Origin of the sequence: Streptomyces sp. RG80 (assembly GCF_040446465.1) — a bacterium.
Taxonomy (GTDB): Bacteria; Actinomycetota; Actinomycetes; order Streptomycetales; family Streptomycetaceae; genus Streptomyces.
In genome coordinates, this window is the sequence record NZ_JBEAAJ010000008.1 from 24,115 (window position 1) to 40,299 (window position 16,185).

At 70.5% G+C, this 16,185-nt stretch carries 17 protein-coding genes; 3 read left to right on the forward strand and 14 right to left on the reverse strand.

All coding sequences use genetic code 11. From position 1 onward, the window contains the following. Nucleotides 1–5 precede the first annotated feature (5 nt). Nucleotides 6–344: a metal-sensitive transcriptional regulator gene (locus ABKA17_RS26895; protein WP_353694829.1), complete on the reverse strand. Its 339-nt coding sequence runs from the start codon at nt 342–344 to the stop codon at nt 6–8. Nucleotides 345–545: 201 nt separating this feature from the next. On the opposite strand from ABKA17_RS26895, the gene ABKA17_RS26900 reads away from it, so the two are divergent. The 3 genes from ABKA17_RS26900 to ABKA17_RS26910 all read left to right on the forward strand — a co-directional run bounded on the left by ABKA17_RS26900 (nt 546) and on the right by ABKA17_RS26910 (nt 2,681). Next, on the forward strand, nt 546–1,166 hold the full coding sequence (locus ABKA17_RS26900) for a DUF47 domain-containing protein (protein ID WP_059195745.1): 621 nt from the start codon (nt 546–548) through the stop codon (nt 1,164–1,166). Between the two features lie 5 nt (nt 1,167–1,171). Next, nucleotides 1,172–2,170, forward strand: a complete 999-nt coding sequence (locus ABKA17_RS26905) for an inorganic phosphate transporter (RefSeq protein ID WP_353694830.1) — start codon at nt 1,172–1,174, stop codon at nt 2,168–2,170. 88 nt (nt 2,171–2,258) lie between these two features. After that, nucleotides 2,259–2,681: a hypothetical protein gene (locus ABKA17_RS26910; protein WP_353694831.1), complete on the forward strand. Its 423-nt coding sequence runs from the start codon at nt 2,259–2,261 to the stop codon at nt 2,679–2,681. Between the two features lie 104 nt (nt 2,682–2,785). On the opposite strand, the gene pstB is transcribed toward ABKA17_RS26910, so the two are convergent. From pstB to ABKA17_RS26975, 13 genes are all read right to left on the reverse strand, one after another. Beyond that, nucleotides 2,786–3,562: a phosphate ABC transporter ATP-binding protein PstB gene (gene pstB / locus ABKA17_RS26915; protein WP_353694832.1), complete on the reverse strand. Its 777-nt coding sequence runs from the start codon at nt 3,560–3,562 to the stop codon at nt 2,786–2,788. Between the two features lie 47 nt (nt 3,563–3,609). Further along, entirely contained in the window at nt 3,610–4,656 is a 1,047-nt protein-coding gene (gene pstA, locus ABKA17_RS26920) for a phosphate ABC transporter permease PstA (protein WP_353694833.1), read from the reverse strand. Then, entirely contained in the window at nt 4,653–5,657 is a 1,005-nt protein-coding gene (gene pstC / locus ABKA17_RS26925; protein ID WP_353694834.1) for a phosphate ABC transporter permease subunit PstC, read from the reverse strand. Before pstC ends, pstA begins: the two co-directional genes overlap by 4 nt. Nucleotides 5,658–5,773: 116 nt before the next feature. Continuing rightward, a complete protein-coding gene (pstS, locus tag ABKA17_RS26930; RefSeq protein WP_353694835.1) occupies nt 5,774–6,898 on the reverse strand; it encodes a phosphate ABC transporter substrate-binding protein PstS in 1,125 nt (374 codons plus the stop codon). 322 nt (nt 6,899–7,220) lie between these two features. After that, nucleotides 7,221–7,643 carry an NUDIX hydrolase gene (locus ABKA17_RS26935; protein ID WP_353694836.1) on the reverse strand — a complete coding sequence of 141 codons (423 nt, stop codon included), beginning with the start codon at nt 7,641–7,643 and terminating at the stop codon, nt 7,221–7,223. 23 nt (nt 7,644–7,666) lie between these two features. Continuing rightward, nucleotides 7,667–8,734 (reverse strand): CHAD domain-containing protein, encoded by a 1,068-nt coding sequence (locus ABKA17_RS26940; RefSeq protein WP_353694837.1) that lies wholly within the window; start codon nt 8,732–8,734, stop codon nt 7,667–7,669. Further along, entirely contained in the window at nt 8,715–11,075 is a 2,361-nt protein-coding gene (locus ABKA17_RS26945; RefSeq protein WP_502994392.1) for an RNA degradosome polyphosphate kinase, read from the reverse strand. The genes ABKA17_RS26940 and ABKA17_RS26945 overlap by 20 nt, the downstream gene beginning before the upstream one ends. 160 nt (nt 11,076–11,235) lie before the next feature. Further along, nucleotides 11,236–12,108: an ABC-2 membrane transporter-related protein gene (locus tag ABKA17_RS26950; RefSeq protein ID WP_353694839.1), complete on the reverse strand. Its 873-nt coding sequence runs from the start codon at nt 12,106–12,108 to the stop codon at nt 11,236–11,238. Beyond that, the gene (locus ABKA17_RS26955) at nt 12,105–13,064 is read right to left on the reverse strand and encodes an ABC-2 membrane transporter-related protein (protein ID WP_353694840.1); all 960 of its coding nucleotides are present in this window, start codon (nt 13,062–13,064) and stop codon (nt 12,105–12,107) included. Before ABKA17_RS26955 ends, ABKA17_RS26950 begins: the two co-directional genes overlap by 4 nt. Beyond that, a complete protein-coding gene (locus tag ABKA17_RS26960; protein ID WP_353694841.1) occupies nt 13,061–13,897 on the reverse strand; it encodes an ABC-2 membrane transporter-related protein in 837 nt (278 codons plus the stop codon). The genes ABKA17_RS26955 and ABKA17_RS26960 overlap by 4 nt, the downstream gene beginning before the upstream one ends. After that, on the reverse strand, nt 13,894–14,865 hold the full coding sequence (locus ABKA17_RS26965) for an ABC-2 membrane transporter-related protein (RefSeq protein WP_353694842.1): 972 nt from the start codon (nt 14,863–14,865) through the stop codon (nt 13,894–13,896). The genes ABKA17_RS26960 and ABKA17_RS26965 overlap by 4 nt, the downstream gene beginning before the upstream one ends. Then, nucleotides 14,862–15,761, reverse strand: a complete 900-nt coding sequence (locus tag ABKA17_RS26970; protein WP_353694843.1) for an ABC transporter ATP-binding protein — start codon at nt 15,759–15,761, stop codon at nt 14,862–14,864. The genes ABKA17_RS26965 and ABKA17_RS26970 overlap by 4 nt, the downstream gene beginning before the upstream one ends. Continuing rightward, nucleotides 15,758–16,174 (reverse strand): GntR family transcriptional regulator, encoded by a 417-nt coding sequence (locus ABKA17_RS26975; protein ID WP_353694844.1) that lies wholly within the window; start codon nt 16,172–16,174, stop codon nt 15,758–15,760. Before ABKA17_RS26975 ends, ABKA17_RS26970 begins: the two co-directional genes overlap by 4 nt. Between the last annotated feature and the right edge of the window lie 11 nt (nt 16,175–16,185).

A 16,185-nucleotide genomic window follows, 5' to 3' on the forward strand; every position in this document is an offset into this window, starting at 1 on the left:
TCGCATCAGGTGCGCAGCAGGCGGCCGATCGCCTTCGTCGCCTCTTCCACCTTCGCGTCGATCTCGTCGCCGCCCTTGACGGCCGCGTCGGCGACGCAGTGCCGCAGGTGCTCCTCCAGCAGCTGGAGGGCGAAGGACTGGAGGGCCTTGGTGGAGGCGGACACCTGCGTGAGTATGTCGATGCAGTAGACGTCCTCGTCGACCATGCGCTGGAGGCCGCGGATCTGGCCCTCGATGCGGCGCAGGCGCTTGAGGTGTTCGTCCTTCTGCTTGTGGTACCCGTGCACTGTTTCAGCCGGGGTGGGGGCGGAGGGCACTTCCGCGCCGGCCTCGGTGGTCGTCATCGCGTCCTCCACGTCTACGGGGCAGAGATATACCCCTACTGGGTATATGGTACCCAACTTTGGCGGGTATAGGGCCTGCGGAAGGCCCCCGTGCCGACCACTCTGCCTGATGGGCGACACTGGGGGACGGCCCATTAGCCGTGGCCGGATGATGCACTTAGCATCAGCCTGACCGAAACCGATGCACCCCGAGGACCCCTTGTGCGCTTTCGTCTGACCCCCAGGGAGACGAGCTTCTATGACATGTTCGCCGCATCCGCGGACAACATCGTCACGGGCTCGAAGCTCCTCATGGAACTGCTCGGGGCGGACACCGCCGGCCGGGCCGAGATCGCAGAGCGTATGCGGGCCGCCGAACACGCGGGTGACGACGCCACGCACGCGATCTTCCACCAGCTGAACTCCTCGTTCATCACGCCGTTCGACCGCGAGGACATCTACAACCTCGCGTCCTCCCTCGACGACATCATGGACTTCATGGAGGAGGCCGTCGACCTCGTCGTCCTCTACAACGTCGAGGAACTGCCCAAGGGCGTCGAGCAGCAGATCGAGGTGCTGGCGCGGGCCGCCGAGCTCACCGCCGAGGCCATGCCGAACCTGCGGACCATGGACAACCTCACCGAGTACTGGATCGAGGTCAACCGGCTGGAGAACCAGGCCGACCAGATCCACCGCAAGCTGCTGGCCCAGCTGTTCAACGGCAAGTACGACGCCATCGAGGTGCTGAAGCTCAAGCAGATCGTGGACGTGCTGGAAGAGGCGGCCGACGCGTTCGAACACGTCGCCAACACCGTGGAGACCATCGCGGTCAAGGAGTCCTGAACCACGTGGACACCTTTGCTCTGGTCGTGACCATCGGCGTCGCGCTCGGCTTCACGTACACCAACGGTTTCCACGACTCGGCCAACGCGATCGCGACCTCGGTCTCCACGCGCGCGCTGACCCCGCGGGCCGCGCTCGCGATGGCGGCCGTGATGAACCTCGCGGGCGCGTTCCTCGGCAGCGGGATCGCCAAGACCGTCAGCGAGGGCCTGATCGAGACGCCGCACGGCAACCGGGGGATGTGGATCCTCTTCGCCGCGCTGGTCGGCGCGATCACCTGGAACCTGGTCACCTGGTACTTCGGGCTGCCCTCGTCGTCGTCCCACGCCCTGTTCGGCGGTCTCGTCGGTGCCGCGCTCGCGGGCGGGATCGGGGTGATCTGGTCCGGGGTGGTCGAGAAGATCGTCATTCCGATGTTCCTGTCGCCGATCGTCGGTCTCGTCGCCGGTTATCTGGTGATGGTCGCGATCATGTGGATGTTCCGGAAGGCCAACCCGCACAAGGCCAAGCGCGGTTTCCGGATCGCGCAGACCGTCTCCGCGGCAGGCATGGCGCTCGGTCATGGTCTCCAGGACGCGCAGAAGACGATGGGCATCGTGGTGATGGCGCTGGTCATCGCCGATGTCGAGGACGCCGGGGACCCGATCCCGGTGTGGGTCAAGATCGCCTGCGCGGTCATGCTGTCGCTCGGCACGTACGCGGGCGGCTGGCGGATCATGCGGACCCTCGGGCGGAAGATCATCGAGCTGGATCCGCCGCAGGGCTTCGCCGCGGAGACCACGGGCGCGGGGATCATGTTCACCACCGCGTTCATGTTCCACGCGCCGATCTCCACGACCCATGTCATCACCTCGGCGATCATGGGCGTGGGCGCCACCAAGCGGGTGAACGCCGTGCGGTGGGGTGTCGCGAAGAACATCATCCTGGGCTGGTTCATCACCATGCCGGCGGCGGCGCTGGTCGCGGCGGCGGTGTTCGGTGTGGTGAACCTGGCGTTCCTGTAGAAACTCCCGACCCGTTGGCCCCTCCCGTGGCAACATGACGGAACGCGCGTTCTATGAACGGGTGTTCGACCACTGAAGGGGGAATTCCATGGCGATTCTCGGCAGGCGTCTGCTGTCCGGTGCGGGAATGGTGGGGGCCGCGGCGGCCACCATGCTCTACGTGGCCTCGCCCGCCTCGGCGGCGATCGACCGCTACGGCATCAGCACCGTCGGCTCGGGCAGCTACGCGAACGCGGCGGGCTCGATCGACTTCTACACGGACGGCGACGACTTCAACATCTGCGACAACTCCACCGACGGTGCCGGTGTCGTCGGCTCCTGGAAGATCGGCAGCTCCGGCACCGTCCACGACGTCTACAACGGCAAGGGCTTCGCCAAGTGCGAGTGGGTGAACGAGCAATTCGCCGAGTCCGCCACGATCTACATGAAGGTCTGCCTCCGCGACAACGGAGATCTGAAGGAAAACACGTGCAGCGGCTGGAAGAAGGCCTACGCCGACGGCGTGGGGTGACCTTCGGATGAACGAACGGGCCCGCCCCCTGGGAGCCAGGGGGCGGGCCCTTTTTCGTCCTCACGGTGGCACCGCCATGCAGCACCGCGAGGGGTCTGTGCGGCCTAGCCGAAGCGGCCGGAGATGTAGTCCTCCGTGGCCTGGACCGACGGGTTGGAGAAGATGCGCTCCGTGTCGTCGATCTCGATCAGCTTGCCGGGCTGGCCGACGGCGGCGAGGTTGAAGAACGCCGTGCGGTCCGAGACACGGGCGGCCTGCTGCATGTTGTGCGTCACGATGACGATCGTGAAGCGCTCCTTCAGCTCACCGATCAGGTCCTCGATGGCGAGGGTGGAGATGGGGTCCAGGGCCGAGCAGGGCTCGTCCATGAGGAGGACCTTGGGCTCCACCGCGATCGCGCGGGCGATGCACAGGCGCTGCTGCTGACCGCCGGAGAGACCGGAGCCCGGCTTGTTCAGGCGGTCCTTGACCTCGTTCCAGAGGTTCGCGCCCTTGAGGGACTTCTCGACGACGTCCGCGAGCTCGGACTTCTTGTACGAGCCGTTCAGGCGCAGGCCCGCCGCCACGTTGTCGAAGATCGACATCGTGGGGAACGGGTTGGGGCGCTGGAACACCATGCCGACCTCGCGGCGCACCGACACCGGGTCGATGCCGGTGCCGTACAGGTCCTCGTCGTCCAGGAGCACCTTGCCCTCGACACGGCCGCCGGGGGTGACCTCGTGCATACGGTTCAGCGTGCGCAGGAACGTCGACTTGCCGCAGCCGGAGGGGCCGATGAAGGCCGTCACCGAGCGGGGCTCGACGGTCATCGAGATGTCCTCGATCGCCTTGTGGGCGCTGTAGTAGGCGGTCAGTCCGCTTACGTCGATTCGCTTGGCCATGGGGATCACTGCTTCTTTCAGGGGGTTCGGGTCGCCGATTGGCCGCGTCAGCGGCCCGTCTTGGGGGCCTTCCAGCGGGCGATGCCGCGGGCCACCAGGTTGAGGATCATCACGAAGGCGATCAGCGTCAGAGACGCCGCCCAGGCGCGGTCGTACGCCGCTCCGGAACCCGCGCTGTTCGCGTACTGCTGGTAGATGTACAGCGGCAGCGACGCCTGCGCGCCCTCGAAGGGGTTGTTGTTGATGAACGGGTTACCGAACACCAGCAGCAGAACCGGGGCGGTCTCACCGGCGATACGGGCGACCGCCAGCATGATGCCGGTCGTGATGCCGCCGATGGAGGTCGGCAGGACCACCTTCAGGATCGTCCGCCACTTCGGGACGCCCAGCGCGAGGGAGGCCTCGCGCAGCTCGTTCGGGACGAGCTTGAGCATCTCCTCGGTGGAGCGGACGACCACCGGCATCATCAGGATGGCCAGGGCCAGCGAGCCGGCGAAGCCGAAGGGCTGCATCTCGAACTGGAGCATGAGGCTGAGGATGAACAGACCCGCGACGATCGAGGGGATGCCGGTCATGACGTCCACGAAGAACGTGATGGCCCGGGAGAGGTTCCCCCGCCCGTACTCCACCAGGTAGACCGCGGTGAGCACACCGATCGGGGCCGCGATCAGGGCGGCGAGGCCGACCTGCTCCAGGCTGCCGAGGATGGCGTGGTAGATGCCGCCGCCCGGCTCGGTGTCGGCGACCACACCCATCGAGTGGGTCAGGAAGTAGATGTCGAGGACCTTCACACCACGCGAGACGGTCACCCAGACCAGGGAGACCAGCGGGATGACGGCGAGCAGGAAGGCGACCCAGACCAGCGAGGTGGCGATCCGGTCCTTGGCCTGGCGGCGACCCTCCACGCGGGCGGCGATGCCGTAGGTCCCGACGAGGAAGAGGAGCGCGGCGATCAGGCCCCACTGGACCTCGCTGTCCAGACCGGCGGCCAGACCGATGCCGACCGCGAGGGCGAGCGAGCCGGCCGCGATGGCGTACGGGGACCACTTGGGCAGCCGGGCGCCGCGCAGGGTGCTGACGGTTGCGGTGCTCATGCGTTGGCCCCCGAGTACTCCTTGCGGCGGGCGATGATCGCGCGGGCCGCACCGTTGACCAGCAGGGTGATGACGAACAGGACCAGACCGGAGGCGATCAGCGCGTCCCGGCCGAACTCGGTGGCCTCGCCGAACTTGCTGGCGATGTTCTGGGCGAACGTGCCGCCGCCCGGGTCGAGCAGGCTGGCCTGGATGTCGAAGGTCGGGGAGAGCACGGTGGCCACGGCCATCGTCTCGCCGAGCGCGCGACCGAGGCCGAGCATCGAGGCGGAGATCACGCCGGAGCGGCCGAAGGGGATCACCGCCATGCGGATGACCTCCCAGCGGGTGGCGCCGAGCGCCAGGGCCGCCTCCTCGTTCATCCGGGGCGTCTGCCGGAAGACCTCACGGCTGACGTTGGTGATGATCGGCAGGATCATGATCGCGAGCAGGATGCCGACGGTCAGCATCGAGCGGGGCGCGCCGCCCTGCCAGGAGAAGATGCCGGTCCAGCCGAGGTAGGTGTCCAGCCAGCCGAAGAGGCCGTTCATGTTCGGTACGAGGACCAGGGCGCCCCACAGGCCGTACACGATGGACGGCACGGCGGCGAGCAGGTCGATGACGTACGCGATGGGGCCGCTCAGCCTGCGCGGGGCGTAGTGCGTGAGGAACAGCGCGATGGCGACCGCGATCGGGACCGCGATGACCATGGCGACGATCGAGGAGACGACCGTGCCGAAGGCGAGCACCGCGATGCCGAAGACCGGCTTCTGAAGGCCGGTGTTCCACTCGAAGGTGGTCAGGAAGTTGCCGTCGTCCTTGCTGATCGCGAGGGACGCGCGGTAGGTGAGGAAGGCCGCGATCGCGGCCATGACCACCAGCAGGAAGATGCCCGAGCCGCGGGACAGCGCGAGGAAGACGCGGTCGCCTGGGCGGGTGGCGCCGTGCGTCACACGCTTCTGCTCGGTCGGGCTGGGCTGTGGGGTGGGGGGAGGGGCGTCGGTTATCTGTGTGGTGTCCATCGGGTTCTCCGGTCTGCGGAGTCGTACCGCTGTACGGCTCCTGGCGGCGGTGCACCGGACGGTGCGGTCCGGTCCGGGGGCTCTTCAGGCCCTGGACCGGACCGCACGCGCAAGGATCAGCTCAGGCCCTCGATGGTGGTGCGGACCTTGGCGATGATGTCGGCGGGGATCGGCGCGTAGCCGGCGTCCGCCAGCTGGCCCTGGCCGTCCTCGGAGGCGATGTAGCGCAGGAACGCCTTCGTGGTGGGCAGGGTGGCCGCCTTGTTGCCCTTGTCGCAGACGATCTCGTACGTGACCAGGGTGATCGGGTAGGCGCCGTCGGCCTTGGTCGCGTAGTCCAGCTGGAGCGACAGGTCCTTGCCGGTGCCGACGACCTTGGCGGCCGCGATCGCCTTGGTGGCGTTCTCGACGGTGGCCTCGACCGGGGCGGAGGCGCCCGTGTCGATGGTGACCGGGGTGATGCCGTCCTTGGCGTACGACAGCTCCATGTAGGAGATGGCGCCGGAGGTCTGCTTCACCTGGGCCGCGACACCGGAGGAGCCGGCCGCGGACTGGCCGCCCTTGGCCTGCCAGGCCTTGCCGCCCTCGTACTTCCAGTTCGCCGGGGAGGCGGCGATCAGGTACTTGGTGAAGTTGTCCGTGGTGCCGGACTCGTCCGAGCGGTGGAACGCCTGGATCTTGAGGTCCGGGAGCTTGGCGTCGGGGTTGAGCTTCTTGATCGCCGCGTCGTTCCAGTTGGTGATCTTGCTGTCGAAGATCTTTGCGAGCGTCTCGGCGTTCAGGACCAGCTTGTCCACGCCCGGGACGTTGAAGCCGACCGCGATCGGACCGCCGACCATCGGCAGGTCGATGCCCTGGCCGCCGGAGCAGATCTCCTTGGACGCGGTCACCTCTTCGGGCTTCAGCGCGGAGTCGGAACCGGCGAAGGCCACCTGGCCCTGCGTGAACGCGGTGACACCGGCGCCGGAGCCGGAGCCCTTGTAGTTGATCTGCACGCCGGAGCAGGCGGCCGTGAAGGACTTGACCCAGGCGTCGATCGCGTTCTTCTGCGCGGACGAGCCGTCGGCGAGCAGCTGGCCCTTGGCGTCGTCACACTTGATCGAGCTGTTGGCGGCGGTGTTGCTGCTCGCGCCGTCGGTGCCGCCGGTGTCGTCAGAGCCGCACGCCGTGAGGGCCAGGGCGCCGGAGACGGCGATCGCGCCGAGAGCGAGAGCCCGCCGGTTCTTGCGCTGAAGCTTCACTGAGGGAGTTCCTTCCGAGAGCCGCCGTCCTGAATCCGGCGGCGTGCGAAGACTGGGTGATGCGGACGCGTCCTACAGGTGTTCTTCCGAGGAGCGGTCCGCACCGCGTAAGGCCGAAATTAGGCAGATCAGGTGAAGGCGCCGACTGGCGTAAATGAACGGGGGGTGAACCCCTGCGGAAGGGGTGGTTAGGTCACGGAACGCTCACGTCGAGGACACGGGGGCATTCCATTGGGTTGAGCAGGGGCGCCTATGAGCTCGGGGGCTCGGTTCGGGGGCGGCTGCGGGTCCGTCGTGGCTTGTCGCGCAGTTCCCCGCGCCCCTAGGTGAGATGCAGTGAGGCCAGTAGAGAGGCCACCAGCGCCTTGTCCCTCGGCTGCGTCAGGCGGTTGCTTGCCGCTGTGGGGGAGAGCCAGAGAATGCGGTCGACCTCGGTGTTCGGGGTGAAGGTGCCCGCCGTCGCCTCTGCGGCCCAGTAGCGGACCTGTTTCGGGCGGCCGTTCGCCAGGTAGCGGACGGTGGGGAGTGGGGCGCCGGTGCGGGCCTCGTAGCCCGTTTCCTCGGCCACCTCGCGCAGGGCGCCCGTGAGAGGGTCCTCGGCGCGTTTCAGTTTGCCCTTGGGGTGGGACCAGTCGTCGTATTTCGGCCGGTGGACGAGGCACACCTCCAGCTCGCCGTCGATGGGCGAGCGGCGCCACAGGACGCAGCCCGCCGCCTGCACGGTGCTGTTGTCGGGAGAGCTCACCGAGGTCACCGCCTCCGGGTCGGCTACGAGGTGCTGACGGTTGCCATCTGCCACGAACGCTGGAAGGCGAATCTGGCCGCCTCCACCTCGTGGCGCTGGTCGGCGTGGAGCACACCGAGGGCGTACGCGGTCGCCGGCGCGATCCGGGGCGTGCGGGCCGCCTGCGCCGCGGCCGAGGCGGCCTCCGAGGCGTCCCGGTGCCGGTCGAGCGCCTCGCCCGCCGCGAGCAGCCGTACCTCGGCGGCGTCGCCGCGCAGGACCTCGTGCGCGTACCGGTGCAGGCGCAGCAGCAGGCGGACCTGGTGCCAGGGGGCGTCCTGGGGGTGCGGGGCCGGGTCCGGGGAGAGGCCGTGGACGAGGGCCTCCGCGTTGTAGGGGTGGCCCGCGGTGATCAGGGGGAGGGCGGTGACGGCGTCCTTGAGGCGGTCCTCGGCGGCCCGGGCGAGGGGGCGCAGGTCCGCGGTGGCGGCCGTCGGTACGAGGGGGACCTCGCTGGCGAGTACGGCGATGTTGTCGGCGACCGCGTGGAAGCGGGAGGAGCCGAGGGACTGCAGGGCGGTGCTGTGCGCCCGGGTGCGGGCCAGGGTGAGCTGACGGTCCAGCAGGGCGCCCGCCTTGGCCGCGCCGACGGTGAGGTTGCCGCGGTCGGGGGCGGCGACCGGAGCGGCCGGGGCCGCCGCGGCGACCTTGGCGGGGGCGACCGTCTGGGCGGGCACCACCGTCGCCCCGGACAGCCGGTGCAGCGCCAGCAGCAGCCGCTCCAGCCGCGCCTCGCAGGCGTGCTCCGACGCCAACATGCCCGACACCCACGCCAGTTCGGGCCGCATCCGCTCCGACCAGTCCGCGTCGAGCAGCGGCCGGAAGGTGTGCAGACTGCCGCTGATCCGGCGGGCCGAGCGGCGCAGGGCCCGCGCCGCGTCGACGGGGGCCTCCGCGCCGTTCGCCGCGGCCGTACCGCCTTCGCGGTGCAGCCGCAGGGCGCGGAGGAACTCCGTGGCCTGGGCCCGGAGGTAGCCCGCTAGGGCTTCCCCCGTCAGGGGCCCGACGTGACCGGCCACGGGTTCCGTCGGGTCAAGGTGTTGCTGTGCCACGCCGGCGCCTCCGGGCGTCTATGAGCATCTCCTGGACGTTGCGCAGGGGCTGGCCGTCCGCGTCGGTGGAGTGCCGCTCCCACTCGCCGTCCGGGCCCAGGTGCCAGGAGGCGGTGGCGTCGGACATGCCCGTCTCCAGAAGGCGGTTGAGGGCCGCGCGGTGGGCCGGGTCGGTCACCCTGACCAGTGCCTCGATACGGCGGTCGAGGTTGCGGTGCATCATGTCGGCGCTGCCGATCCACACCTCGGGTTCACCGCCGTTGCCGAAGCCGAAGACCCGGGAGTGCTCCAGGAAGCGGCCGAGGATCGAGCGGACCCGGATGTTCTCCGACAGGCCCGGGACGCCGGGGCGGATCGCGCAGATGCCGCGGACCCACACGTCGACCGGGACGCCGGCCTGGGAGGCGCGGTAGAGCGAGTCGATGAGCGCCTCGTCGACCATCGAGTTGACCTTGATGCGGATGAACGCGGGGCGGCCGGCCCGGTGGTGCTGGACTTCCTTGTTGACCCGTGAGATCAGGCCGTCCCTGAGGGACTTGGGGGCCACCAGCAGCCGGCGGTAGGTCTCGCGGCGGGAGTAGCCGGACAGGCGGTTGAAGAGGTCCGAGAGGTCCGCCCCGACCTGCGGGTCGGCCGTCAGCAGGCCGAGGTCCTCGTAGAGCCGGGCCGTCTTGGGGTGGTAGTTGCCGGTGCCGACGTGGCTGTAGCGCCGTAGCGTCTCGCCCTCCTGGCGGACCACCAGGGACAGCTTGCAGTGGGTCTTCAGGCCGACCAGGCCGTAGACGACATGGCAGCCCGCCTCCTCCAGCTTGCGCGCCCACTTGATGTTGGCGTGCTCGTCGAAGCGGGCCTTGATCTCGACCAGGACGAGGACCTGCTTGCCGGCCTCGGCGGCGTCGATGAGGGCGTCGACTATCGGGGAGTCGCCCGAGGTCCGGTACAGGGTCTGCTTGATGGCGAGGACGTCCGGGTCGTCGGCCGCCTGCTGGAGGAAGGCCTGCACGGACGTGGAGAAGCTGTCGTACGGGTGGTGCAGCAGGACGTCACGGGCGCGCAGGGCGGCGAAGATGTCCGGCGCGGACGCCGACTCGACCTCGGCCAGGTCGCGGTGGACGCCGGCGATGAACTTCTTGTACTTGAGCTCGGGGCGGTCGAGCGAGGCGATGCGGAAGAGGCCCGTGAGGTCCAGGGGGCCCGGCAGCGGGTAGACCTCCGCCTCGGAGATCTTCAGCTCGCGGACAAGGAGGTCCAGGACCTCGCGGTCGATGGACTCCTCCACCTCCAGGCGCACCGGCGGCCCGAAGCGGCGCCGCATGAGCTCCTTCTCCAGGGCCTGGAGCAGGTTCTCGGCGTCGTCCTCCTCGACCTCCAGGTCCTCGTTCCGGGTCAGGCGGAAGGCGTGGTGCTCCAGCACCTCCATGCCCGGGAACAGCTCCTCCAGATGGGCGGCGATGACGTCCTCGATGGGGACGTAGCGGCCGGGGGAGCTCTCCAGGAAGCGGGACAGCAGCGGCGGGACCTTGACGCGGGCGAAGTGGCGGTGGCCGGTGACGGGGTTCCGTACGACGACCGCGAGGTTCAGCGAGAGACCCGAGATGTACGGGAAGGGGTGCGCGGGGTCGACCGCCAGCGGGGTCAGGACCGGGAAGATCTGGTGCCGGAACAGGGTGAAGAGGCGGGCCTGCTCCTTCTCCTGGAGTTCGTTCCAGCGGACCAGGTGGATGTCCTCCTCCGCGAGCGCGGGGGCGACGTCCTCGTGGTAGCAGGCGGCGTGCCGGGCCATCAGCTCGCGGGAGCGGGCCCAGATCATCTCCAGCACCTCGCGGGGCTGGAGGCCGGAGGCGGAGCGGGTGGCGACACCGGTGGCGATACGGCGCTTGAGGCCGGCCGCCCGGACCATGAAGAACTCGTCCAGGTTGCTGGCGAAGATCGCGAGGAAGTTCGCCCGTTCGAGGAGCGGGGTGTTCGGGTCCTCGGCGAGCTCCAGGACGCGCTCGTTGAACGCGAGCCAGCTGCGCTCCCGGTCGAGGAAACGACCCTGCGGGAGGTCGGGCCCGTCGAAGGGCGACTCCTCGTACGCGTCGAGGTCGGCGTCGATGTCGGGTTCCAGGTCCGAGACCACCGCCGCCACGGTGTGCGGGCGGTGCGCGGCTATGGAGCCCACGGAGGGCTGCGCGTGCTGGACCTGTGCTGCCTGGGCGTTGGGCTGGCTCATGGACCCATTCTTCCGCGCCATGGCCGAGACAGGCGCGTCGGACAGCGCGAGCGGGAGCGCGGCGGCACTTCCGTTCCGCGCGGACCCCTCGGGGGGCGGCGAAGGCTCTGGCACGGCGGGCTTCATTCGCCGAGCGTCGCAAGTCTGTCTGAACCATTGGTTACGGAGACATGGCGTGTGGGACACCGGGGGGCGGATCCCGGGCGTCCACCCCTCGGATACGAGTCCGGACCGCACGTCCCCCACCCCCGTGGGAGGACGTACGGTCCGGAAACCCTGGATCCCCCTACGCCGTGCGGCGGCGCAGCAGCAGGAAGGCGGCGGTGGTCGCGGCCGCGGCGACGGTGAGGAGGAGGCCGGACTCGACGTACTGGAGGGGCCGGAAGTGCGACCGGGGGTGGTACGTCAGACGGGTCTCGTCCGGCGACCAGCCGACCTGGAAGTAGGAGCGGGGCCACTCGGAGACGCCGACGCGGGTGACCGTGGGCCACAGGTTCGCGCGGAAGAAGTCCAGCAGGTTGTACAGGACCAGACAGGCCGCGAAGGCGACCCCCGCGCCGGCCAGGGTGCGTCCGGTCAGCAGCCCGGCGAGCGCGCCGAGGGCGAGGCCCGCGAGGGCGTACGCGACGGCGACGGGGCCGGTGGCGATGAACGTGTCCTGGTAGTACCAGTCGCCGACGAGGTTCGGATCGCCGTCGGTGCCGGCCCAGATGTTCAGTACGACGACCGAGCCCGTCCCCGCGGTGAGCAGCGCCGCCGGGACGGTGAGCTTGGCGGCCAGCCAGCGCGTCGGCGTCACGCCCTGGGTCCAGGCCAGCAGGGCGGTGCGGTTCTCCAGTTCGCGGCCGATGACGGCGCCGGCCCAGAGCGCCACGGGGAACATGAGGACGGAGAGGGAGCCGCTGACCAGGGCGATCCCGTCGCGGTACGTGTCGTCGGCGGTGATCGCCCGGACGGTGGAACACAGCGGCAGGCCGTCGTGAGCCGGTACGGCACACGCGCTGACGCCCGCGCGCGCCTCGTCCGCGAGGGCGTGCAGCCGTATCAGATACGCCGTGGCGGCGGCCAGGGCCGTGAGCCACAGGATCAGGGCGGCGCGGTGCGGGCGCAGCACACCTCGGGCGGCGGGCGCCGCCGCCGTGCCGGAGAGGACGCTCATACGGCGGCCCTCGTTCCCCGGCGCAGCAGCCAGAACGCGGCACCCACGGCCACCGCCGCGACCGTGAGGACGAGGCCGGTCTCGATGAGCTGGAGGGGCCAGAAGTGGGAGGCGGGGTGGTAGTCGAGGTAGTAGCCGGTCACGCCGTGGTCCGCGAAGCACTTCATGCTGTCCTCGCAGTCCGGGATCGGGATGCGCTCGCCGGTGGCGGTCAGCGCGCCCTGATCGCCCCACATGATGTTCGACGGGGTCCCGGGGCCCGATTGCAGCCCGTTGACGACGGTCTTCCAGGGCCACAGGTGGGGCGTGACGGTGTCGGCGGCGTACTCCACGACCACGGTGACCAGCAGTCCCACGGCGAGGGCCGGCAGGGCCCGGCGCAGGAGCAGGCCCGCGAGGGTGCCCAGGGCGAGCGCGAGGAGGGGCAGCGCGATGCCGAGCGTGCCGTTCGCGGTGAAGGCGTAGTCCTCGTACCACGCCCAGTCCAGCGGGAACTCGTTCGCGCTGAAGACCGTGCGGTGCAGCAGGACCAGTACGGTCGAGCCGACGGTGAGCAGGGCCGCGGGCACGGTGAGCTTGGCCACCAGCCAGCGCGTCGGCGTCACGCCCTGGGTCCACGCGAGGCGCGCGGTGCCGGACTCCAGTTCGCGGCCGACGGCGGCACCGGCCCAGGCGGCGACCAGGTACGGGGTGAAGACGATCGCCCACCTCGCGAGCATGACGGTGCGGTAGTAGCCGTTGAGGGTGGTGTCCCACATGCAGTCGTTGCCGACGGGGCAGTTGCGCCGCCACGCGGTCTCGGCGGAGGTCGCACCGGGGCCGTACGCCCACAGCAGGGCCAGCGCGGCGGCCACGGCCAGCAGCACCCAGACGATCAGGGCGGCGCGGTGCAGGCGCAGCACCGTGCGGACGGTGGCCGGGGGACGCGGTGGCGCCGCGGCGACGGATGCGGTCATGCGGTGGACTCCTGGCGGGGCGTACGAGCGGGGCGGGTGCGGTGTCTGAGCAGGAGGAACGCGGCGACGGTGGCGAGTGCCGCGACGGCGAGGACGATGCCGGTCTCGACGAGGTGCAGCGGCCAGAAGTGGGACTGGGGGTGGTAGGAGCCGTCCCCCAACTGCCACACGGTCCGGGGGAGTTCGCGTCCGTCGCTGACGTCCGCGGGCCAGAACCCGTCGCGGTGCTTCTCCACGTACCGGTTGAGCACGATCATCACGGCGACCGCGATGCCCGTCGCGGGCAGCGAGCGGCGTACGACGAGCGCGGTGAGCGTGCCGACCGCGAGGGCGCACAGGCCGTAGGCCACGACGAGAGGACCGCGCGCGGCGAACACGTCGGCGAATCCCCAGTCGTCGCCCATCAGATCGCGGTGCGCCGACCAGGCCCAGCGGAAGACGGGGACGAAGAGCGCGCCGCCCACCACGAGCACCACGGCCGGGACGGCGAGCTTGGCGGCCAGCCAGCGCAGCGGCGAGACGTCCTGCGTCCACGCCAACCGCGCGGTGCCGGACTCCAGTTCACGGCCGATCAGCGCGCCGGCCGACCAGGCGGCGACGGCCCAGAAGCCGTAGTACATGAAGGTGCTGAGCCAGCCCATCGGACCGCTGTAGTCCTGCGAGGCCCACAGGCCGCAGCGGTCCGAGGGGGTGTCACGGCAGGCGGCCAGCGTCGTGTGAACGTCGTCGGCGGTGACCTCGGTCAGCCACACCAGGCAGGCCACCGAGCCCAGTACGAACACGGTCCACACGATCAGTGCCGCGCGGTGCAGCCGCAGCACGCCCCGGATCATGAGACGGCCCTCGTGCGTACGGCAGTCACACGGAACGCGGCCAGGGCGAGCAGGGCGGCGACGGCGAGCACGATCGCCGAGGCGGTCAGCTGGAGCGGCCAGTAGTGCGAGAGCGGGTGGTACTCGTGGTACCAGCTGACGGCGCCGAGACGGTCGTAGAGCCGCTCGCACTGCGGGCTGACCGCGCTGCCGCAGAACGGGTCGGCGAGACGTTCACCGTCGGCGGTGAGCAGGCCTGTCGACACGTCCACGCCGTTGCCCACGGGCGGGTCGTTCGCGAGGCTCGACACGGTGGTCACCGAGGACCACAGATACGGCAGGGCCTGGTGGACCCCGGCCCACAGCGCGCCCACGGCGAGGACGGCGGCGCCCAGCGCGGCCAGCGAGCGGCGCAGCAGCACGCCCGCGAAGGCGCCGGCGAACAGGCCCGCCAGGGCGAGGGCGACGGTGATCGGGCCGCCGGCGTAGAAGGTGGGCGGGTCGTACCAGGACTTGGCGCTGCCGATCCGGCCCTCGGACGCCCACCACATCCCGTGGTGAAGGAGCACCAGGAGGCCGGTGCCGGCGGTGACCAGGGCGGTCGGGAGGGTGAGCTTCGACAGCAGCCAGCGGGTCGGGGTCAGGCCCTGGGTCCACGCCAACTGTGCGGTGCGCTGCTCCAGTTCACGGCCGGTGAGGGCGGCTCCCGCCCAGGCGGCGACGAGGAAGGGGACGGCCAGGACCGCGATGGTCGCGTAGTCGTAGATGTCCTTGTAGCGGATGATCGCGGCCTGGTCGTACAGACAGGGGCCGGTGGACGTGCAGGCGTCGTACTGCTGCCAGGCCTCGGCGGAGGCGTCGGCCAGAGGGCCCCACAGACACAGCAGCGCGCCGCCGAGTCCGAGGAGGACGACGGTCCAGACGAAGAGGGCCGAGCGGTGCAGCCGTATCAGCCACCGGCTCAGGTGGGGCGCGGTGAGGGTGCTCACGCGGAGACCTCCTCGGCTCCCGACACGGCCGTCTTTCCGGCTGCCCCGGGGTTGCGCAGGTAGGACAGGACCAGCTCCTCCAGGGAGGGCGTGCTCGTGCGCCAGTCGGCGGGCAGCGGGGCGGTCGGGCGGATCAGGGCGGAGAGCTGGCGGCCCGTGGTGCGGGACTCGACGACCGTGTGCGGGGCGAGGACGGTGTCCGCGGAGGCCGACACGCGCGCGTGCGTCTCCAGCAGTTCGTCGATCTCGCCGTCGAGACGGACCCGGCCGCCGCCGATCAGCAGGAGGTGGTCGCAGGAGTCCTCCAGCTCGGCGACGACATGCGAGGACATGACGATCGTGGTGCCGTGCTGGGCCGCCTGGGACATCAGCACACCCATCAGCTCGTGCCGGGCCAGCGGGTCCAGGTCGGCCATCGGCTCGTCCAGGAGCAGCAGTTCGGGCCGCTTGCCGAGCGCGAGGGCGAGCGCCACGCGCGTGCGCTGCCCGCCGGACAGGGCGCGGATCCGGGCCTTGAGGTCGAGGTCGCCGCCCGCCACGATCCGCTCGGCGGCGCGCGCGTCCCAGTGCCCCGGGTTCAGGTCGGCGCCCATGCGGAGCGTCTCGGCGACGCTGAGCTGGGGGTAGAGCGGCTTGTCCTGGGCGACGAAGCCCACGCGTGCGCGTGCCTCGCCCGCGGGGCCGCCGAGGACGGACAGCGTGCCCTCGGTCGGGGCCAGCAGGCCGGCGGCGAGGGCGAGCAGGGTGGACTTGCCCGCGCCGTTCGGGCCGACGACGGCACAGACGCGGCCGGTGGGCAGCGTGAAGGTGCAGTCGCGCAGGGCCCACCCGGCGGGCCGCCTGAGCCGGCCGAAGCGCTTGCCCAGCGCGGCTGCCTCGAGGGCGGAGTCGGTCATGAGGGGTCCCCCTGGCTGTGCTGGTCCTGGCCGTTCCTGTCCAGGAAGTGCTTGTCGAGTACGGCGGTGAAGAGCGCGGCCACGTCGTCCCGGTCGAGGCCGGCCGCCCGGGCTCGTTGCGTCCATCCGTCGAGCTCGGAGTGGAGGGGCGAGTCGGCGGGGGCGGCGCCGAGGCCGCGGCGCACGAAGGTGCCGAGACCGCGCCGGGCCTCGACGAGCCCCTCGCGCTCCAGCTCGCGGTAGGCCTTCAGAACGGTGTTGGGGTTGATGGCGGTGGCCTCCACTACCTCGCGCGCCGTGGGGAGCTTGTCGCCCGGCTCCAGGTGGCCCAGTCGGAGGGCCTGCTTGGTCTGCTGGACGATCTGGACGTACGTGGCGACCCCGGAGTGCCGGTCGATGCGGTACTCGACCACCCGTGCACCAC